17 protein-coding genes and 1 tRNA gene are annotated in these 20,064 nt (G+C 68.7%); 13 read left to right on the top strand and 5 right to left on the bottom strand.

Features of this window, described 5'->3' with window-relative positions:
* The first annotated feature begins 499 nt into the window (after positions 1 to 499).
* The 8 genes from dnaN to ACYSUO_RS14845 all read left to right on the top strand — a co-directional run bounded on the left by dnaN (position 500) and on the right by ACYSUO_RS14845 (position 10,358).
* Positions 500 to 1,630 carry a DNA polymerase III subunit beta gene (dnaN, locus tag ACYSUO_RS14880; RefSeq protein WP_266711965.1) on the top strand — a complete coding sequence of 377 codons (1,131 nt, stop codon included), beginning with the start codon at positions 500 to 502 and terminating at the stop codon, positions 1,628 to 1,630.
* A gap of 165 nt (positions 1,631 to 1,795) precedes the next feature.
* Positions 1,796 to 2,671 carry a phosphogluconate dehydrogenase (NAD(+)-dependent, decarboxylating) gene (gnd, locus tag ACYSUO_RS14875; protein ID WP_461776571.1) on the top strand — a complete coding sequence of 292 codons (876 nt, stop codon included), beginning with the start codon at positions 1,796 to 1,798 and terminating at the stop codon, positions 2,669 to 2,671.
* Between the two features lie 55 nt (positions 2,672 to 2,726).
* Positions 2,727 to 3,851, top strand: a complete 1,125-nt coding sequence (gene recF / locus ACYSUO_RS14870) for a DNA replication/repair protein RecF (protein ID WP_461776569.1) — start codon at positions 2,727 to 2,729, stop codon at positions 3,849 to 3,851.
* Positions 3,848 to 4,408 (top strand): DciA family protein, encoded by a 561-nt coding sequence (locus tag ACYSUO_RS14865; RefSeq protein WP_425831732.1) that lies wholly within the window; start codon positions 3,848 to 3,850, stop codon positions 4,406 to 4,408. Before recF ends, ACYSUO_RS14865 begins: the two co-directional genes overlap by 4 nt.
* A gap of 299 nt (positions 4,409 to 4,707) precedes the next feature.
* Positions 4,708 to 6,756 (top strand): DNA topoisomerase (ATP-hydrolyzing) subunit B, encoded by a 2,049-nt coding sequence (gene gyrB, locus ACYSUO_RS14860; protein ID WP_461776568.1) that lies wholly within the window; start codon positions 4,708 to 4,710, stop codon positions 6,754 to 6,756.
* A 41-nt stretch (positions 6,757 to 6,797) separates the two neighbouring features.
* On the top strand, positions 6,798 to 9,425 hold the full coding sequence (gene gyrA / locus ACYSUO_RS14855; RefSeq protein ID WP_461776567.1) for a DNA gyrase subunit A: 2,628 nt from the start codon (positions 6,798 to 6,800) through the stop codon (positions 9,423 to 9,425).
* An 18-nt stretch (positions 9,426 to 9,443) separates the two neighbouring features.
* Positions 9,444 to 10,151 carry a DUF3566 domain-containing protein gene (locus tag ACYSUO_RS14850; RefSeq protein WP_461776566.1) on the top strand — a complete coding sequence of 236 codons (708 nt, stop codon included), beginning with the start codon at positions 9,444 to 9,446 and terminating at the stop codon, positions 10,149 to 10,151.
* A 130-nt stretch (positions 10,152 to 10,281) separates the two neighbouring features.
* Positions 10,282 to 10,358 (top strand) — tRNA-Ile (locus ACYSUO_RS14845).
* A gap of 55 nt (positions 10,359 to 10,413) precedes the next feature.
* On the opposite strand, the gene ACYSUO_RS14840 is transcribed toward ACYSUO_RS14845, so the two are convergent.
* The 3 genes from ACYSUO_RS14840 to repSA are packed head-to-tail and all read right to left on the bottom strand — an operon-like array spanning position 10,414 to position 13,125.
* Complete coding sequence (locus tag ACYSUO_RS14840; protein ID WP_461776565.1) at positions 10,414 to 11,571, bottom strand: tyrosine-type recombinase/integrase; 1,158 nt, start codon at positions 11,569 to 11,571, stop codon at positions 10,414 to 10,416.
* Positions 11,571 to 11,756 (bottom strand): helix-turn-helix domain-containing protein, encoded by a 186-nt coding sequence (locus tag ACYSUO_RS14835; RefSeq protein ID WP_461776564.1) that lies wholly within the window; start codon positions 11,754 to 11,756, stop codon positions 11,571 to 11,573. The genes ACYSUO_RS14840 and ACYSUO_RS14835 overlap by 1 nt, the downstream gene beginning before the upstream one ends.
* Positions 11,749 to 13,125 carry a replication initiator protein RepSA gene (gene repSA, locus ACYSUO_RS14830; protein WP_461776724.1) on the bottom strand — a complete coding sequence of 459 codons (1,377 nt, stop codon included), beginning with the start codon at positions 13,123 to 13,125 and terminating at the stop codon, positions 11,749 to 11,751. The genes ACYSUO_RS14835 and repSA overlap by 8 nt, the downstream gene beginning before the upstream one ends.
* A 489-nt stretch (positions 13,126 to 13,614) precedes the next feature.
* Here repSA and ACYSUO_RS14825 point away from each other — a divergent pair, with 489 nt between their 5' ends.
* The 3 genes from ACYSUO_RS14825 (at position 13,615) to ACYSUO_RS14815 (ending at position 15,245) form a co-directional block, all read left to right on the top strand.
* Positions 13,615 to 14,226, top strand: a complete 612-nt coding sequence (locus tag ACYSUO_RS14825; protein WP_461776563.1) for a helix-turn-helix transcriptional regulator — start codon at positions 13,615 to 13,617, stop codon at positions 14,224 to 14,226.
* On the top strand, positions 14,223 to 14,543 hold the full coding sequence (gene cutA / locus ACYSUO_RS14820) for a divalent-cation tolerance protein CutA (RefSeq protein ID WP_461776562.1): 321 nt from the start codon (positions 14,223 to 14,225) through the stop codon (positions 14,541 to 14,543). The genes ACYSUO_RS14825 and cutA overlap by 4 nt, the downstream gene beginning before the upstream one ends.
* A gap of 477 nt (positions 14,544 to 15,020) precedes the next feature.
* Positions 15,021 to 15,245: a hypothetical protein gene (locus ACYSUO_RS14815; RefSeq protein ID WP_426900405.1), complete on the top strand. Its 225-nt coding sequence runs from the start codon at positions 15,021 to 15,023 to the stop codon at positions 15,243 to 15,245.
* A 649-nt stretch (positions 15,246 to 15,894) separates the two neighbouring features.
* Here ACYSUO_RS14815 and ACYSUO_RS14810 read toward each other — a convergent pair.
* Positions 15,895 to 16,230, bottom strand: coding sequence for a DUF6344 domain-containing protein (locus ACYSUO_RS14810; RefSeq protein ID WP_461776561.1), 336 nt, complete (start codon positions 16,228 to 16,230; stop codon positions 15,895 to 15,897).
* Between the two features lie 264 nt (positions 16,231 to 16,494).
* On the opposite strand from ACYSUO_RS14810, the gene ACYSUO_RS14805 reads away from it, so the two are divergent.
* Positions 16,495 to 16,623 carry a DLW-39 family protein gene (locus ACYSUO_RS14805; RefSeq protein WP_003999697.1) on the top strand — a complete coding sequence of 43 codons (129 nt, stop codon included), beginning with the start codon at positions 16,495 to 16,497 and terminating at the stop codon, positions 16,621 to 16,623.
* Between the two features lie 148 nt (positions 16,624 to 16,771).
* Positions 16,772 to 18,253, top strand: coding sequence for a hypothetical protein (locus tag ACYSUO_RS14800; protein ID WP_461776560.1), 1,482 nt, complete (start codon positions 16,772 to 16,774; stop codon positions 18,251 to 18,253).
* 37 nt (positions 18,254 to 18,290) lie between these two features.
* On the opposite strand, the gene ACYSUO_RS14795 is transcribed toward ACYSUO_RS14800, so the two are convergent.
* Positions 18,291 to 20,051 carry a serine/threonine-protein kinase gene (locus tag ACYSUO_RS14795; protein WP_461776559.1) on the bottom strand — a complete coding sequence of 587 codons (1,761 nt, stop codon included), beginning with the start codon at positions 20,049 to 20,051 and terminating at the stop codon, positions 18,291 to 18,293.
* Positions 20,052 to 20,064: the final 13 nt, after the last annotated feature.

Here is a 20,064-nt window from a genome sequence, read left to right as displayed (position 1 = left end):
CGCGCCATCTCACCTCCGCGAGTGAAAGGCGTCACACCAAGGTGGTCGGTTGGGCTGGGGAGAACCTGGGTAAAGCTGGGGACAGCGCTGGGGAGAAGTGGCCCAAGGCTGTGCATCGAGTGTGCAGAACTTTTCGCCGTCCACAGCGAAGGCCGGTTGTCCACCGCCTCGGCCCACAGCCGCGGTGGACAAAAAACCGCCTCTGACCTGCGATTTCGCGGTTATCCACGGTTTCCACAGCCCCTACTACTACGTCCAACTAGTAAGAGCTGGGAATTCGTTTCGAAGACGGGGCTGTGCACAACTCGCTCCCGGCACCTCGACCTCGGTTCGGCGCGACTTGACCGAGGCAGGCAACGACTGTCAGTGCCGTGCGTCAGACTGTTCCCCGGTGCTCTTCCCCTCAGCGGGCTGAGCGACACCACGTCTGCCGATGCAGACGGCAGACCGAAGACCAAGCAGGGCGAGAGCAGCCAGCAACAGCAGGAGGCGGCTTACGGTGAAGATCCGGGTGGAACGCGACGTACTCGCGGAGGCGGTGGCCTGGGCGGCACGCAGCCTCCCGGCACGACCGCCTGCGCCCGTCCTCGCGGGCCTTCTGCTGAAGGCCGAGGAGGGCGCACTCAGCCTGTCGAGCTTCGACTACGAGGTCTCGGCACGCGTATCGGTGGACGCGGAGATCGACGAGGAAGGCACGGTGCTCGTCTCCGGTCGCCTGCTCGCCGACATCTGCCGCGCTCTGCCCAACCGTCCGGTGGAGATCTCCACAGACGGTGTACGAGCGACCGTTGTCTGCGGTTCCTCGCGATTCACACTCCACACGCTTCCTGTGGAGGAGTACCCGGCGCTGCCGCAGATGCCGACCGCCACGGGCACCGTCCCGGGTGAGGTCTTCGCGGCTGCCGCCTCTCAGGTGGCCATCGCGGCCGGCCGTGACGACACGCTGCCCGTCCTCACCGGTGTGCGCATCGAGATCGAGGGCGACACGGTGACGCTGGCGTCCACCGACCGCTACCGCTTCGCCGTCCGCGAGTTCCTGTGGAAGCCGGAGGACCCGGAGGCCTCCGCGGTTGCCCTGGTGCCCGCCAAGACGCTCCTGGACACCGCCAAGGCGCTCACGAGCGGTGACACGGTGACGCTGGCGCTCGCCGGTTCCGGTGCGGGCGAGGGCCTCATCGGCTTCGAGGGTGCGGGCCGCCGCACCACTACCCGCCTTCTCGAGGGCGACCTGCCGAAGTACCGCACGCTGTTCCCGACGGAGTTCAACTCCGTGGCCGTCATCGAGACCGCCCCCTTCGTGGAGGCCGTCAAGCGTGTGGCCCTCGTCGCCGAGCGCAACACCCCGGTGCGGCTCAGCTTCGAGCAGGGCGTGCTCATCCTGGAGGCCGGCTCCAGCGACGACGCACAGGCTGTGGAAAGGGTCGACGCCAACCTGGAGGGCGACGACATCTCGATCGCCTTCAACCCGACCTTCCTGCTCGACGGTCTGAGCGCGATCGACTCCCCGGTCGCCCAGCTGTCGTTCACGACGTCCACCAAGCCGGCGCTGCTCTCCGGCAAGCCGGCCGTGGACGCCGAGGCGGACGACGCGTACAAGTACCTGATCATGCCGGTGCGGCTCTCCGGCTGAGGACCTTGAGGGGCAGGCCGCTCGGGTTCCCCTGAGCGGCTATGCCCACAGGTGTGCGGGAGCGTCCGGGTTTAGGCTCGGACGCAGGTACGGGACGCCACGCGCGCGTGCTCTCGTACCGCCCCCGCACCACCTCACGCCTCGTCGCAACGTAAGGAACCACTGATGGAGCTCGGTCTCGTCGGCCTCGGCAAGATGGGCGGCAACATGCGCGAGCGCATTCGCCGCGCGGGCCACACCGTCTTCGGTTACGACCGCAACCCCGACCTCGCGGATGTCCACAGCCTCGAGGAGCTTGTGGGCAAGCTCAAGGGCCCGCGCGTGGTGTGGGTGATGGTCCCGGCCGGCGCCGCGACCCAGTCCACGATCGACGAGCTCAAGGAACTGCTCGAGCCCGGCGACGTCGTCGTCGACGGCGGCAATTCGCGCTGGACGGACGACGAGAAGCACGCGGCCGAGCTCGGGGTCAAGGAGATCGGCTTCGTCGACTGCGGCGTCTCAGGCGGCGTCTGGGGCCTGGAGAACGGCTACGCGCTGATGTACGGCGGCGCTCCCGAAAACGTGGCGAAGGTTCAGCCGGTCTTCGACGCCCTGAAGCCGGAGGGCGACTTCGGCTCCGTGCACGCGGGCAAGGTCGGCGCCGGCCACTTCGCGAAGATGGTTCACAACGGCATCGAGTACGCCATGATGCAGGCCTACGCCGAGGGCTGGGAGCTCTTGGAGAAGGTCGACTCCGTGGACAACGTCCGCGAGGTCTTCCGCTCCTGGCAGGAGGGCACGGTCATCCGTTCCTGGCTGCTCGACCTCGCGGTCAACGCCCTCGACGACGACCAGCACCTGGACAAGCTGCGCGGTTACGCCGCCGACTCGGGCGAGGGCCGCTGGACCGTGGAAGCGGCCATCGACAACTCCGTGCCGCTGCCGGCGATCACCGCGTCGCTCTTCGCGCGCTTCTCCTCCCGCCAGGAGGACTCGCCGCAGATGAAGATGATCGCGGCGCTGCGCAACCAGTTCGGCGGCCACGCCGTCGAGAAGAAGTAATCCACACCTGTAGAAAACCGCTGTTCAGAACTCTGGGGGAGGTCGGCCCACGACCATGCACGTCACGCATCTGTCGCTGGCCGACTTCCGCTCGTACGCCCGGGCCGAGGTCTCTCTCGACCCGGGCGTCACCGCGTTCGTGGGCCCGAACGGGCAGGGCAAGACGAACATCGTCGAGGCCGTCGGCTACCTCGCCACGCTCGGCAGCCACCGCGTCTCCTCGGACGCTCCGCTGGTGCGCATGGGCGCCGAGCGCGCCGTGATCCGGGCGCAGGTACGGCAGGGCGAGCGCCAGCAGCTCGTCGAGCTGGAGCTGAACCCGGGCAAGGCGAACCGCGCCAGGATCAACAGGTCCTCGCAGGTCAAGCCGCGTGACGTGCTGGGGATCGTACGGACGGTGCTGTTCGCGCCCGAGGACCTGGCCCTCGTGAAGGGCGACCCCGGTGAGCGCCGGCGCTTCCTCGACGAGCTGGTCACCGCGCGCTCGCCCCGGATGGCGGGTGTGCGCTCCGATTACGACCGTGTCCTGAAGCAGCGCAACACGCTTCTGAAGACCGCGGCGCTCGCGCGGCGGCACGGCGGGCGCTCCATGGACCTGTCCACGCTCGACGTGTGGGACCAGCACATCGCGCGCGCGGGCGCGGAACTCCTCGCGCAGCGGCTCGATCTGATCGCGACCCTGCAGCCGCTGGCCGACAAGGCGTACGAGCAGCTGGCGCCCGGCGGCGGGCCGATCGCCCTGGAGTACAAGCCCTCGTCCCCCGACATCGTCGGGCACGCGCGCGAGGAGCTCTACGAGCAACTTCTCGCCGCCCTCGAAGCGGCGCGCAAGCAGGAGATCGAGCGGGGCGTCACGCTGGTCGGCCCGCACCGCGACGAACTGGTCCTCAAGCTCGGCCAGCTGCCCGCCAAGGGCTACGCGAGCCACGGCGAGTCCTGGTCGTACGCGCTGGCGCTGCGCCTGGCCTCGTACGACCTGCTGCGGGCCGAGGGGAACGAGCCGGTGCTCGTCCTCGACGACGTCTTCGCCGAGCTGGACGCGCGCCGCAGGGAGCGCCTGGCGGAGCTCGTGGCGCCCGGTGAGCAGGTTCTCGTCACGGCCGCCGTCGACGACGACGTACCGGGCGTGCTGGCGGGCACCCGCTACGCGGTGTCGGACGGAACGGTGGAGCGACTGTGAGCGCCGGCGAATCCCCCGAAGGTGCGAAGGGCCCGCGGGAACCAAAAGGCGATCCCGAGCCTTCTGGAGTCGACCTGGCCCGCGTCGCCCTGCGTGCGGCGAAAGAGGCGGCACGCGCGCGTGGTGACTCCGCGCAGCAGAAGAAGCAGGCGCGGCGCGGCGGCGGACTGAGGTCCGGGGCGCGCTCCGACGGGCGGGACCCGATGGGGCTCGGCTCCGCCATCAACCGGCTGATCACCGAGCGCGGCTGGGAGACACCGGCCGCGGTCGGCGGCGTCATGGGGCGCTGGCCGCAGATCGTCGGCGAGGACCTCGCCAAGCACTGTGTTCCGCAGACGTACGACGAGGACGAGCGGGTCCTGGTGGTGCAGTGCGATTCGACGGCCTGGGCGACGCAGGTGCGGATGCTGGCTCCGCAGCTGGTCAGAAGGTTGAACGAGGATCTCGGCCACGGCGCCGTGCGGCGCATCGACATCAAGAATCCCGGTGGCGGCCCGCGCCGCTACGGCCCCTTGCGAGCCCCCGGAAGCACGGGTCCCGGCGACACCTACGGGTGAGTGACAGGCCGCCGTAGCTGGTGGTTCACACCCCGAAGCGCTGAGTGCCGCTGTGAGCCTCTTGGAGCCCCGCTCCGCATAGGGGGAGTCGGCCGAGTCCGGTTGAGGGCGGCACATGAGGACTCAGGCACCGCCAAACCCCCATCTATGTCCGAGCTACCGGTACACTGGGAGACAATCCCGCCCCACTTGTGGGACGCACCGAGCAACGCTGATCAGGGCTTACCGAACAAACACGCCGCAGCCGCTCCGGCCACCAACCGGGAGCTTGGCTTGTGCTGTGCCAGAAAGGGCGCTTCGTGGCCGATTCCGGCAACCCCAACGAGAACATCCCGTCCACCGACGCCGAAGAGCACGTCGAGGCCACAGAGGCCTCGTACGACGCCAGTGCGATCACCGTCCTCGAAGGGCTGGACGCGGTCCGCAAGCGACCCGGCATGTACATCGGCTCGACCGGTGAGCGTGGCCTTCACCACATGGTGCAGGAGGTCGTGGACAACTCCGTCGACGAGGCCCTGGCCGGTCACGCGGACACGATCGACGTCACGATCCTGCCCGACGGCGGCGTCCGCGTCGTCGACAACGGCCGTGGCATCCCCGTGGGCATCATCCCCTCCGAGGGCAAGCCCGCCGTCGAGGTCGTCCTCACCGTCCTGCACGCGGGCGGCAAGTTCGGAGGCGGCGGTTACGCCGTCTCCGGTGGTCTGCACGGCGTGGGCGTCTCCGTCGTGAACGCGCTGTCCACGAAGGTCTCCGTCGAAATCAAGACCGAGGGCCACCGCTGGACGCAGGAGTACAAGGCCGGCGTTCCGACGGCGCCACTGGCGAAGCACGAGGCCACCGAGGAGACCGGCACCGCGGTCACCTTCTGGGCCGACGGCGACATCTTCGAGACCACCGAGTACTCCTTCGAGACGCTGTCGCGGCGCTTCCAGGAGATGGCCTTCCTCAACAAGGGCCTGCGGATCAACCTCACGGACGAGCGCGACACCGCGAAGGCCACGGCCGGAGCGGACACGAACGAGGCGGGCGACGACACCGCCTTCGAGCCGCGTTCGGTGTCGTACCACTACGAAGGCGGCATCGTCGACTTCGTGAAGTACCTCAACTCCCGCAAGGGAGAGGCCGTTCACCCCTCCGTGATCGACATCGAGGCCGAGGACAAGGAGAAGCTCCTTTCCATCGAGGTCGCGATGCAGTGGAACACCAGCTACAGCGAGGGCGTCTACTCCTTCGCCAACGTGATCCACACGCACGAGGGCGGCACCCACGAAGAGGGCTTCCGCGCCGCGCTGACCGGTCTCATCAACCGGTACGCGCGCGACAAGAAGCTGCTGCGCGAGAAGGACGACAACCTCACGGGCGACGACATCCGCGAGGGCCTGACCGCGATCATCTCGGTCAAGCTGAGCGAGCCGCAGTTCGAGGGCCAGACCAAGACCAAGCTGGGCAACACCGAGGCGAAGACCTTCGTCCAGAAGGTCGTCTACGAGCACCTCCAGGACTGGCTCGACCGGAACCCCGTCGAGGCCACGGACATCATCCGTAAGTCCATCCAGGCGGCCACCGCGCGCGTGGCGGCCCGTAAGGCCCGTGACCTGACCCGTCGCAAGGGCCTCCTGGAGACCGCGTCCCTGCCGGGCAAGCTCTCCGACTGCCAGTCGAACGACCCCACCAAGTGCGAGATCTTCATCGTCGAGGGTGACTCCGCCGGCGGCTCGGCCAAGTCCGGCCGTGACCCGCAGTACCAGGCGATCCTCCCGATCCGAGGCAAGATCCTCAACGTCGAGAAGGCGCGGATCGACAAGATCCTGCACAACCAGGAGATCCAGGCGCTGATCTCGGCCTTCGGCACCGGAGTCCACGAGGACTTCGACATCGAGAAGCTCCGCTATCACAAGATCATCCTGATGGCGGACGCCGACGTCGACGGCCAGCACATCAACACCCTGCTGCTGACCTTCCTGTTCCGCTTCATGCGGCCGCTCGTCGAAGCAGGACACGTCTTCCTGTCGCGTCCGCCGCTCTACAAGATCAAGTGGGGTCGTGACGACTTCGAGTACGCGTACTCGGACCGCGAGCGCGACGCCCTGATCGAGATGGGCAGGCAGGCCGGCAAGCGCATCAAGGACGACTCGGTCCAGCGCTTCAAGGGTCTCGGTGAGATGAACGCCGAGGAGCTGCGCATCACGACCATGGACCAGGAGCACCGCGTGCTCGGTCAGGTCACCCTGGACGACGCCGCCCAGGCCGACGACCTGTTCTCGGTCCTCATGGGCGAGGACGTCGAGGCCCGGCGCTCGTTCATCCAGCGCAACGCCAAGGACGTCCGCTTCCTCGACATCTGAGTCGGTCTCAGCTGACCGCGCAGAAAGGATCTTGACCAGCAATGGCCGACGAGAACACCCCCACGCCGCCGCCCGAAGAGAACGTGGACGGCAGCGCCATCGCGATGCGCATCGAGCCCGTCGGGCTCGAGACGGAGATGCAGCGCTCCTACCTGGACTACGCGATGTCCGTCATCGTGTCCCGCGCGCTGCCCGACGTACGCGACGGTCTCAAGCCCGTCCACCGCCGCGTCCTGTACGCCATGTACGACGGCGGCTACCGGCCCGAGAAGGGCTTCTACAAGTGCGCCCGCGTCGTCGGTGACGTCATGGGTAACTACCACCCGCACGGCGACTCCTCGATCTACGACGCCCTGGTGCGCCTCGCCCAGCCGTGGTCGATGCGCATGCCGCTGGTGGACTCCAACGGAAACTTCGGCTCTCCGGGCAACGACCCCGCGGCCGCCATGCGCTACACCGAGTGCAAGATGGCGCCGCTGTCCATGGAGATGGTCCGTGACATCGACGAGGAGACCGTCGACTTCACGGACAACTACGACGGCCGCTCCCAGGAGCCCACCGTCCTGCCGGCCCGCTTCCCGAACCTGCTGGTCAACGGTTCGGCGGGCATCGCGGTCGGCATGGCCACCAACATCCCGCCGCACAACCTGCGCGAGGTCGCCGCCGGCGCCCAGTGGTGCCTGGAGAACCCGGAGGCCTCGCACGAGGAGCTCCTGGACGCCCTCATCGAGCGCATCAAGGGCCCCGACTTCCCGAGCGGTGCCCTCGTCGTGGGCCGCAAGGGCATCGAGGAGGCGTACCGCACCGGCCGTGGCTCCATCACGATGCGCGCGGTCGTCGCGGTCGAGGAGATCCAGAACCGCCAGTGCCTGGTCGTCACGGAACTGCCCTACCAGGTCAACCCGGACAACCTCGCCCAGAAGATCGCCGACCTCGTGAAGGACGGCAAGGTCGGCGGCATCGCGGACGTCCGCGACGAGACGTCGTCCCGTACGGGCCAGCGCCTGGTGATCGTCCTGAAGCGGGACGCGGTCGCCAAGGTCGTGCTGAACAACCTGTACAAGCACACCGACCTGCAGACGAACTTCGGCGCCAACATGCTGGCGCTGGTCGACGGCGTGCCGCGCACGCTGGCGCTCGACGCGTTCATCCGGCACTGGGTGGCGCACCAGATCGAGGTCATCGTCCGCCGGACCAAGTTCCGCCTTCGTAAGGCGGAGGAGCGCGCCCACATCCTGCGTGGCCTCCTGAAGGCCCTGGACGCCATCGACGAGGTCATCGCGCTCATCCGGCGCAGTGACACCGTCGACGTCGCGCGCGGGGGCCTCATGGAGCTCCTGGAGATCGACGAGATCCAGGCGAACGCCATCCTCGAGATGCAGCTGCGCCGACTGGCCGCCCTGGAGCGCCAGAAGATCGTCCAGGAGCACGACGAGCTCCAGCAGAAGATCAACGAGTACAACGCGATCCTGGCCTCGCCCGAGCGGCAGCGGCAGATCGTCAGCTCGGAGCTGCAGCAGATCGTCGACAAGTTCGGCGACGACCGCCGCACCAAGCTGGTGCCCTTCGAAGGCGACATGTCCGTCGAGGACCTCATCGCCGAAGAGGACATCGTCGTCACCATTTCGCGTGGCGGTTACGTCAAGCGCACCAAGACCGACGACTACCGCTCCCAGAAGCGCGGCGGCAAGGGCGTGCGCGGCACGAAGCTCAAGGAAGACGACATCGTCGACCACTTCTTCGTGTCGACGACGCACCACTGGTTGCTCTTCTTCACCAACAAGGGACGCGTCTACCGCGCGAAGGCGTACGAGCTCCCGGACGCCGGGCGGGACGCGCGCGGCCAGCACGTCGCGAACCTGCTCGCCTTCCAGCCGGACGAGGCGATCGCCGAGATCCTCGCGATCCGCGACTACGAAGCGGTGCCCTACCTGGTCCTCGCCACGAAGGCGGGCCTCGTAAAGAAGACGCCTCTGAAGGACTACGACTCGCCGCGCTCCGGCGGTGTCATCGCCATCAACCTCCGTGAGGCGCCGGACGGTTCGGACGACGAGCTGATCGGTGCCGAGCTGGTCTCCTCCGAGGACGATCTGCTGCTCATCAGTAAGAAGGCGCAGTCCATCCGGTTCACCGCCACGGACGACGCGCTGCGTCCGATGGGGCGTGCCACGTCGGGCGTCAAGGGCATGAGCTTCCGCGAGGGAGACGAGCTGCTCTCGATGAATGTCGTGCGGGCCGGTACTTTCGTCTTCACCGCCACCGACGGTGGGTACGCGAAGCGGACCAACGTCGACGAGTACCGCGTCCAGGGTCGCGGTGGCCTCGGTATCAAGGCCGCCAGGATCGTGGAGGACCGTGGAGAGCTCGTCGGCGCCCTGGTGGTCGAGGAGACCGATGAGATCCTCGCCATCACGCTGTCCGGCGGTGTGATTCGTACGCGAGTCAACGAGGTCAGGGAGACGGGCCGTGACACCATGGGCGTCCAACTGATCAACCTGGGCAAGCGCGATGCCGTCGTCGGCATCGCTCGTAACGCCGAGGCCGGCCGTGAGGCGGAGGAAGTCGACGGTGACGTCGCGCAGGACGCGGACGGTGCCGAGATCGACGAAACCACCACGGGCGAGACGGCCGTCGAAACGGACGAGGGCGGACAGTCCTCGGCCGAGTAGCGCGAGGAGTGAGTCATCGTGAGCGGAGCCACGGGCGCAGGCTCTACCGGGACATCCACCGGTACGGATACTGAGAGCGGCCGTGGCTCCGCTCACGACGTCGATGACGTCAAAGGCTCAACCGACTCGACCGACTCGAACGAGTCTCATGGATCCCAGGGGGGAACTGTGACGGACACCCGAGGTCCGCAGACCCAGCAGTACGCGGCCGGTGGCAGCGATGGCGGCGGTGCCGGCGGCGCCCTGCCGGGCGAGAGGCCGCAGCAGCCGGCCCAGCCGTATCACCCGCCGCAGGCGTACCAGAACGCCCCGGACGCGGTCCGCAGGCCGCGCACGGGGGCGCGCACCACCCCGCGTACGCGCAAGGCCCGTCTGCGGGTCGCCAAGGCGGATCCGTGGTCCGTGATGAAGGTCAGCTTCCTGCTCTCCATCGCGCTCGGCATCTGCACGATCATCGCGGCCGCCGTGCTGTGGATGGTCATGGACGCCATGGGGGTCTTCTCCACGGTCGGCGGCACGATCTCCGAGGCCACGGGCTCGAACGAGTCCAACGGCTTCGACCTGCAGTCGTTCCTGTCGCTGCCGCGCGTCCTGATGTTCACGACGGTCATCGCCGTCATCGACGTCGTCCTGGCCACCGCCCTGGCGACGCTCGGCGCGTTCATCTACAACCTCTCCGCGGGCTTCGTCGGCGGCGTCGAGCTCACGCTCGCCGAGGACGAGTGACCGTTCCCCGGCTTGCTGAGGCCTGAAAGACCCGCTGGTGGGCGGGCCAGGACTATCGATTTTGGGACTGGCCCCCCAGTGCGCTAATCTTCAGGAGTCAGCGCGCGGGACACACACCGCAGAGCGCGGCGGGGCTATAGCTCAGTTGGTTAGAGCGCATCCCTGATAAGGATGAGGCCACAGGTTCAAATCCTGTTAGCCCCACCAGCACAAAGACCCCTCACCGATCATGGTGGGGGGTCTTTGACATCTACGGCTGACATCAGCCGATGAGTGGATCTTCGAGCAGCTCCGCGAGCATCGCGACCGCTTCCCGTTCGTCCGAGCCGACCACGTGCGTATAGACGTCCATGGTCATGCTGATCTGGCTATGCCTCAGGATCGCTTGGGCCACCTTCGGATGGACCTTGAGGAACGCCAGCAGGGTCCCGCAGGTGTGCCGAGCGAGCCGGACCGTGATCCGCCGGACGCCAGCCCGCGTGACGAGGCGGCCGAAGCTCCGCGAGAAGCCCACCGGATCGAGCAGCCCGCCATGCTCGGACGAGAAGATCAGGTCTTGGCCAGCGGCTTGCTCCCACCGACCACCAGCGATCTTCCGTTCCAGCTCCTGGAGCTCCCGACGTTCTTCGAGTGCACGCGCGCAGAACTCCGGCAGAGGCAGCACCGCTTGTGACGACTCCGTCTTGAGGTCCTTAAGGATCAGCCCCTTGCCCTTCTCGCGCTGCACCTGCTTCACCGGCTCGAACTGCCGGGCCTCGAAGTCGATGTCCTGCCAGCGCAGGCCCAGCACCTCACTCCGGCGCAGGCCGAGGACGAGGACCAGGACGCAGGCCGCGTACAGCCGGTGAGCCCGAGCCGTCCGCAGGAACGTGATCGCTTCCCGTGCGCTCCAGGCCCGGCCCTTGTCCTTGCTGACCTTCGGCATGTCGACGAGTAGAGCGACGTTCCGAGTCAGCAGCTCCTCACGAACAGCGCGGTTGAGCGCGTTCCGGAGCGTCCGCAGCACCTCGAAGCGGGTAGCCGCGCCGACCTTCTCTCGGGTGAGCGCGGCCATGAACGCCCGGATCTGTGCCGGGGTCAGCTTGGTCAAGGGCTTCTTGCCGAGGTGCGGCACGAGGTACATCCGGACCTTGGACTCGTACTTCACGTACGTGTTGTGCTCGCGCTCCGGCTTCACGATGTGCTCAAGCCAGTAGGTCAGCCACTCGCCCAGGTTCCAGGTCTTGGCGGGCACGGGCACGCCGTTGCGCTCCTGCTCCTGGAGCTTGGCCAGCTTCTCTGACGTCTCGTCATACGTGGCGCCGTAGACGTACTTCCGGACGCGGTTGCCGTCCGTGTCGGTCACGTAGGCGGCCCCGTGATAACGGCCGTCCTTCCGCTTGGTGATCGTTCCCCCACCATTGGGACGACGCTTGGCCATCAGGCAGCCCTCTCGTATTCGAGTCGCGAAGCCAGGTACGCGCGCACGCTGTCAGCCGGGATGCGACGGTTCCGGCCGATCGTGAGCGAGGACAGGCGGTGCGTACGGATCAGGTCGTAGACGGTCGTTCGGCCGACCTTGAGCCAGGTCATGACCTCGGGGACGGTCAGGAGCTCGTCAGTCATTCCAGTCCTCCGTGTCGTCGAGGTCGGGCAGGTCTGCGAGTGCTTCGCGGGCGGTCTCGCGGTTCGCGCGGATCTCGCGGGCGATGGTCTGGGCGAGCCAGGATTCGCCGGGCGTGTGGCCGTGTCCGGCGTAGGTCCAGTGGGCGAGCACCAACGTGGAGCCCTCCGAGTCGTCGAGGTCCTCGGAGTAGCCGCGCTCCTGGCGCTCCTGGCGGGCCCGGTAGTCGGCGCGGACCTGGCGCAGGGCGCCGAGGGTGGTCGAGTAGCGGCGGGACTTGGTGGAGAAGTGCCCGCGGAAGCCGAGCATGTGAGCCCAGCGCGCCAGCAGCCGATCCGGGTATGCGTCGTCGAGGTCCCAACAGGCCTCGATCAGGCGCCGGGTATGAGCAGGCAGGCCGGGCAGCCTATCTAGCTCGGAGAGCTCCCCGATGCGACGGTCCACGGTGCCCGTGGTCTCAGCCGCCTTGGTGGCGTACTTGGCCACGTAGGAGGCCACCGCCTGTTCGGTCAGTTCCTCGTGCCCGAGCGCCCCGATGGGCTGCACGTCGATCTGCGTTCCCCACCGCAGAGTCCGGCCGGGAAAAGCGCCGGCGGGGGCGACGGGAACCGCGACCCGAGCGGCGGCCGAGCGGATCGCATCGTCCAGGAGCGCGAGCGTGGCCCACGCGGGCGGGGCCGAGTCGGGACCGTCCGGGCCGTCGAAGCGGATCACGGCGTGGAAGTGGATGGCGCCGCGCTTTTGGAACTCAGCGACCTTGCCGAAGGAGACCCGGCATGCGTCGCGCAGGGCAGCTTGGGTCAGGCCCGCGCGGGTGGCGATCTCGCGGCGCAGGTAGATCGTGAACCGGCGCCACAGGTCGCCCGCGTGGTTGTTCCACAGGACCGCGCCCGCGTAGTCGTACGAGGCGGGATCGAGCGCCGTGCCGAGCACGGGGTCACCCTCGAGGTGGGAGCTCCCGCAGCGGCAGCGGCCGGAGTCGGGCCGGTTGTGGACCGGGCCGAAGGAAGGCGCGGTCAGGGTCGCGAAGACGCGGGGGTGATCGCGCACCGTGCCGGGCACCGTCTTGCCGCCCGTGATCCCGGAGCGGATCAGGTGGTAGGTGTCCCCCGCGTACGTCCAGGCGCACGAAGGGCACTGCGAGGCCCGCCGGTTGCCGCAGGCCACCCGCAGCCGTCCACCCGGTTCACCGTCGGTGCTGTAGGCGTAGAGGACCTGGCCGGACTTGGCGTCACGGGTGACGGTGGAGCCGACGAGGTGGATCGGATGGGAGCAGCCGCCGGTACGGCGTACCTGGTCTTGCCAGCGGTCGAAGCCCGGAGTGTTGGCCACCCGCAGGAGGTCCGCCAGGGTCAGGGGGTCGGTGCCCATGGAGGCCGCAGCACCGGCCACGGCCTCCGGAGCGACAGCGAACACCGTCACGCGGCAACCTCCGCAGGCAGCGGAGCGCCAGTGGCCCAGTCGAAGGGGCGGGCGGCCGGGCACACGGTGTCGTCACCGTGGATCAGCAGGCCACGGCCGCCAACGTTCTCCCAGCGCCAGCCGTCAACATCAGCCGGGGCACCGCACGCCATGCACGGCGAGGGGATCACCGTGGCGTCATCAGTGCGGGAGAGCGGGGCACCCAGCGGCTTGGATACCGGAACGACAGAGGGGACCAGGGACAGCGAGTGCGAGGCGGTCGTCGTGGCAGGCATCATGAAGGCACCCCTTCACGGGTTAGGGGAGCGGCTGACTGCTTGGCGGTAGGGAGCCGCTCCCTGCTCATTAGTCCCCCAGAGGGGACTAATCCGTCCCCCTCATGGTGGGGACGAATCTGTCCGCTTGTCAAGGACTAAGTCGTCCCCGACAATGGGGGGCATGGAGCTGGACGAGGTACTTCGCAAGCGACGCGGCGAACTGGGCATGTCCCAAGCCGAACTTGCGGCAGCGGCAGGCGTCGATAGGCGCCAGATCCGGCGATACGAGGCAGGCGAACAGCAGCCGGTACTCCCCGTCGCTGTAGCCATCGCGCGTGCCCTAGGGATCACTGTCAATGAACTAGCAGGTCAGCCCCGGCATCGAATCGACCTGTCGGGCACCTGGTGGATGACGTGGCAGACCTCTAGAGACGGTGAGCTGAAGGTCGCCGCACAGCAGGTCAACTTCGCCCAGCAAGAGGAGTTGATCCACCTCGACACTGTTGCCCGAGGCCTCAGCGTCGAAGCAGGCGGGTTCCACTGGCGCGGAGAGCTCCGCCTGTGGGACCAAGAGGTCCTTATGGGGTGGTACGTAGCCACCGACGGGCCCGTGCGCTCCAAGGGGACGTTGTACTTCGTGCTGCATCCCCACGGGATCAGCATGACCGGCCGATGGGTTGGACTCGGCTACGACGGCAAGATCATGACGGGGTGGGGTACCGCCGCGCGGACCGAGGACGAAGCGGTGGAGCTGAATGAGAGGCTCCAGGCAGAGCATGGGACGACACCGTGACGGATGTGTGCGCCGTACTGATCACGGCACCGGATGCTGAGTGGTTGACCTCATTCGTACGTGGGCTGGTGTCCGACCGGCTGTGCGCTGTGGCGCATGTTTCCCCGATCCAGTCCATCTACAGATGGAACGGCGAAGTGCACGACACCAGCGAGGCCCTTGCCACCCTGCGTACGGTGAAGGATCGCGTCCCCGAGATCGCCGCCCGAACGCGAAGCGAGCACCCGTATGAAGTGCCCAGCATCATCGCCATTCCGATCTCCGACGCGACCGACGCCTATCGTGCATGGATCATCGAGCAGGTAGGCCCGGAGTAGGGAGCCGTTACAGGTTTCTCTACCTCATCAAGCCCGGCTGCGCTCCGCTCCGCCGGGCGGGCTCCCGGCTCCGCTGCCCTTCGCGCTCATGCCTTCGGCCCGCGCTACGGGCGCTGCGCCGACGCCCGCCCACGCGTGGATAGGCCGAGGCGATGAGTCGAGCACCGCGACGCACTTACGCGGGCCACGGGCAAAGACGATGCCTCCGGCGGGGGATCGGCCGGCACCGGGGGCCGGGGGCAGCGCTGCCGGGTGCGGATCCGAGGGTGGTTGCGAGGAGCTCCCATCCCGTCCACCGTCGACCCAGGCAAAGCCGAGCAGACATGGCCCCTGGTGTCCAGGTCGTTCGTACAGTGGCGCGCTCCACCTGGACACCAGGGGCCATGCCCGCTCCACTGCGTGTGGGTCGACGGCGGACGGGATGGGAGCTGGGCTTGGGTAGTGGGTTGAGTCGGTATGAGGAGTAACGTCGTAGACGTGACCCTTCAAGGGCAAGTAGGTAAGAGGCTCGAAGCGATGCAACGAGCTATTGCCGCCGAGCAGTACGCGGACCGCTGCCTGGCTCAATCCGCCGATCACCTAGCCGCCGCAGAAGTCGGCAACTTCGACTTCAATTCACGCATGAGCGTCGTGTATCTCGGCATGGCCGGGGTGCATCAATCTGCCGCCATCAAGCAGCGTCACGCAGCAACCATCCTCTAAGCGGCTCTGTCAAGAGCGCCTGCACCGGCTGACATCAGCGGCTGACACCAACAAGCGCGAACGACGCCGATCAACGCCGAACCTCAGCGGCAGGCGAACCGGGGTGCAGGGGACGTTCGTTGAGGTCGAGAGGGCCCCTCGATCGACCTGATAAGGATGAGGCCACAGGTTCAAATCCTGTTAGCCCCACATCATGAGGACCCTCAAGCGGAAACGCTTGGGGGTCTTCTGCTGTGTGCGGTGCGGGGCGGTTGGACGTGCCGCGGACATGCCGATGGGCCCGCGCAGCCGTAGGGGATGGCTGGGGCCTCGTTCGACAGTCCTGCTCTTCTGTTGTGCGTCGTTGTTGTGTCTCGCTGTTGTGCGTTGCTGCTGTTCGTAACTGCTGTGTGGCACAACTGCGTGGCATGACTGCGTGGCTCGACTGTGCGTCTCTGCAGGGTTTTTCTGCAGGGCGGCTCTACAGGGCGTATCTGCGGCGTGGCTGTGCAGCGTGGCTCTGTTGTGCGGTCTTGCCTTGTCCGGGCGTTGTGGGCCCGGCTGTTCCGTCTTTGGTGCGGTCGTGCGGTCGTGCGGTCGTGCGGTCCTGCGGTCCTGCTGTTCTGGCTGTCCTGCTGTTACGGCTTCTTCGTCTGGTGCGTGGTGCGGTCTACAGCTGCGAGGCCAGGGTCTCGGCCGCCAGGTGGCTGTCGGCGTTGCGCTGCTCGGTGTCGGCCGGCGGGCGGTGGCGGACGCTCGGGGAGGAACCGTGGGCCTCGGCGCGGATGCGCTGCTTCATCGTCGGTGGCAGGGACCGCTTGAGCGACCAGTACGGGCGGGCCGCCACAGGGGCGGGGGCGCTGACCGCCGCCGCGGGCTGGGTCTTCTCCGTCTGCTGAGCCGGAGTGGCCGCGGTGGCCGGGGAGGTGAGTCCGAGCGCCGAGAAGAGCGCGATGAATGCGGAGATGATGACGGTCCACAGCGTCATGACCTTGTGCTTGGTCATGGCCCCTCGCTTTCAGGTTGGGCGATTTGCGTACTTTCCTCATGATGTGGATGGGGGCCCGCGAGTGCGGGACCGACGCTCGCGGGTCGTCGATATTCAGATGAACACCACTCGGATGGGCGCAAACGGCCGTTTCTGCTCCGTTTCTACTGCGGTTCTGAGGGGTCGAGTTGAGGGGGATCCAGGTCACCGATCGGTATCGATCGGTGTGTATAGTCGGGCGCCAGAAGTCCCCTTACGTCAAAGGAAAGACGAGGTCGCGCGGTGAAGAAGCTTCTCCTGGTCGCACTGGCCGCCATCGGCGGGCTCCTCGTGTACCGCCAGATCCAGGCGGATCGCGCCGAGCAGGATCTGTGGACGGAGGCGACTGACTCCGTGCCCACGGGTTCGTGAGTATCGACAACAGTCTCTTCACAGGGCCCCGGTCGCAGCAGCGGCCGGGGCTTTGTGCTGTCCGGGGCGCCTTTACGTATGCGATTACGTGGCGGGAAACCGTCGGGCGCCGGACACCGCCCGGAGCGGAACGGCAGGATGACCGTCCATGGGAAGACTCCTGAGGCGGCTGAGGAAGGGGCGGCGCGGCCGGGGCCCGGCGAGGGGCGCGGCCGGGGCGGGGCTGTGTGCGGCCCTGGTGCTGGCGCTGCCGGGGGCGGCGACGGCGGCGGGGAACGGCAACCCGTATGACTTCGCCAAGGGCGCCAGGACCGTCGACGGGGCGCGCAGTGGCGCGACGGCGGCGCAGCTCAAGACGGGTGAGACGTACCGTAGTTCGCTCGCTGCGGGGGATGGCGTCACCTCCTACTACCGCGTCGAGCTGGACGGGGCCGCCACCGCTTACGCCTCGGTCGTGGCCGTCCCGCCGCTCGGCTCGGGCGTGAAGGCGGCGGCCGCGGACGGCATCGCGGTGTCGCTGCGGGACAGCCAGGGAAATCAGTGCGATGCGGAGCGTGCGACGTTCCGCTCCGGTTCCTATCCGCGGCCGATCGCGGCGGCGGTCGAGCGTCACGTACGTCCGGGAGGGCCCCGGTGCCAGTCGGCGGGGACGTACTACGTGGTGGTGGAGCGGACGGCGGCGGCCGGGTCGAGCGATCGGGACTGGGCGCTCGAACTGCGGGTGGCCACCGAGCCGGGGCTGGTGTCCGCCGCCCCCGGCGCGAGTGCGCGGACTTGGCCTTCGGAGCCGGCGGCGCTGCCGTCGGGGACGGGCGCGCGGCGCAGCGGAGGCACCGGGTTCAACGACGCGAGGGCGCTGACGTCCGGTGCGTGGAAGGACAAGATCGGGCCGGGGCAGAGCCACTTCTACCGGGTGCCGGTGGACTGGGGGCAACAGCTGTCCCTCGGCGCCGAGTTGGACGGTTCGGCGGGTGGCGGCTCTCGGCGGGAAGCGGTGCCGGGGGCGCTCGACATGGAGCTGTACAACCCCGCGCGGGCGCCGGTGGCGGCGAAGGGGGCCGCGTACTCGGGTGGCACGACGTCGGCCACGTTCGACCCGCTGCCGCCCGTGGCGTACGGGAATCGGCTGCTGTCGCGCGACGAAGAGGCGGCGATGGGGCTCGCCGGCTGGTACTGGCTCAAGGTCACGCTCAACCCGGCGATGGCGGGGCAGGCCGGGGGGCTCGGGATGACGTTGCGGGTGGCCGTCGACGGGTCGGCGAAGCAGGTGCCCGACTATGTGCGGGATCCGGGGGAGTTCCAGGTGACGACCGCGGATCGGGCGGCCGCCGAGCGGGGGGAAGGCGGGGTGGAGTGGGACTTCGGGGCCGGGGCGGGGGCGGGCTCCAGGTCTGGATCCGGGTCCGGCTCGGGGGCGGGGGCGGGGTCTGATCCGGGCTCGGATTCGGGTTCTGCGGGTGGGCGTGGTGGGGCTTCCGGTGGTGCGGTGGCTTCGTCCGGTACGTCGCCGGGGGACGGCCTGATGACGGTGGTGGGGGTGGCCGGGGTCGGGACCGGGAGTGCGCTGGTGCTGTGGCTGGCGGTGTGGCGGGTGGTTGCCGTGCGGAAGGTGCGGCGGGCGCAGGGCTGAGCGGGGCGGGCTCCGGGCGCGGGTGGAGTTGGAGCGGTCAGGGGCGGGTCAGTGCCCAGATGCCCACCGCGAAACAGACCAGGGCCAGGAGCAATACCGGGATCGTCACCCTCGCGGGTGGTCCTGGCCGGGGCCGGGGAACTTCTCCGTCACCCGATGCGTACAGAGAGTGATGGGCCTGGGGAGGGTCGAGCGGGGAGGGGGCGGACGGGTGCGGGGCGAGAAGCGGTGGTTCGGCGGCCGGTTCCGGAGCGGGATCGGGCGTGGGCTCCGGTACGGGTTCGGGTCCGGGGGCGGGTGTCGGCTCCGGGGGAAGCGGCGGCGGGGTGGGCTCGACCGGTGGCGGGGTGTGCGTGGACGGTGGCGTGAGACCGGCCGACGGCGAGGTGTGCGTGGGCGGTGGCGTGGTGCGGCTGAACGGGGGCGGGGTGAGGCCGGTGGGCGGCGCCGGGGGCATCTCGGGCACGGGAGGCACCCGGGGGGCCGGGGGCACGGCTGGAGCCGGTGGTGCCGAGGGCGTGGGGGACGCCAAGGCCTCGGGGGGAGCCGAAGGACGTGGTGGGAGCGGGGTGTTGGTGGGTGGTGGCGGAACATGCGGAGAATGCGGAACATGCGGCAACGAGGTGCCCGTACCGGGCCCTTGGCCCGTCGAGCCCGCCTCCTGCCCGGCTGGGCCCGCTGCGTGAGCCGAGGCGTGGGCACCTCGCCCGGCCGTCAGCTGCTCGTGCACCGACGTCTCCGCCCGGTACGGCGAAGGGCCGAGGCCGTGCTCTGCCTCTCCGTGCCCTGCCGCTCCAGGCCCCGTCGCACCATGTCCCGTCGTTCCATGCCCCGCCCCATTGGCCCCGGCCGCCGGGGGACCCGCCTCGCTCGTGGGCGTGCCCGCGCCGTTCACCGGGCGGGCTCGGCGGCCCCGTACTGCCGGGCCGCCGGGGCCGAAGCCCGGGGGAAGGGGGCCGAGTTGGTCGAAGACCTCGATCAGCTCGTCGTCGGGACCCGGCTCCGGGAGGAGTTCGGAGGCGGCGAGGAGGGCCTTGCGGGCGCCGGTCGCGGTGCGGAAGCGGGTATCGGGGTCCGGCTGCAGCAGACCGGCGAGGACGCCCCACAGCGGGCCGGGCACGCCCTGTGGTGCCCGCGGGGTGCCGTGTTCCTCGAAGTGTTCGATCAGCGCCTTGGAGTCGGGCCTGGCGCCCTCGAGGAGATAGAGCGCGACGAGCCCCGCGGCGAACAGGTCCGCGGTGAAGTCGGGCTCCGCGCCCATCTCTTGTTCGGGCGCGAAGTACCCCGGCGTGCCCACCACATAGTCCGCCTCCGTCAGGCGCGGCTCGCCCTTGCGCATCGCGATGCCGAAGTCGGACACGCGCAGATGCGGCAGCCCGGTACCGGTGGCCTCGAGCAGGAGGTTGGCGGGCTTGATGTCGCGGTGCACCACGCCTTCGGCGTGCACGGCGGTGAGCCCGGAGAGGAGCTGGTCGAGGAGGAGGCAGGCGAACTGAGGAGGCAGCGGCCCGTAGTCCGCGACGAGATGGACGAGCGAGCCGCCGGCGACCAGGTCCATGGTGAACAGGACCTTGTCGTCGTCCGCGGCCCAGCTGGCCGGGGCCAGGACGTGCGGGTGGTCGATGCGCAGCGCCTGCTCCCGCACGAAGCGCAGCAGGGTGTGGGCGTCGGACTGCTGCAGTACCTTCGCCGCCACATAGCGGCGGCGCCGGTGGTCCCAGGCGCGCCAGACCGCGCCCACTCCCCCGCGGCCGATCGGATCGGCCAGTTCGTACCGGCCGGCGAAGACCTCACCCATGGTCGAGCGTCGC

This window comes from Streptomyces sp. UC4497, assembly GCF_054871485.1.
This window is presented reverse-complemented; position numbering and strand designations above follow the sequence as displayed.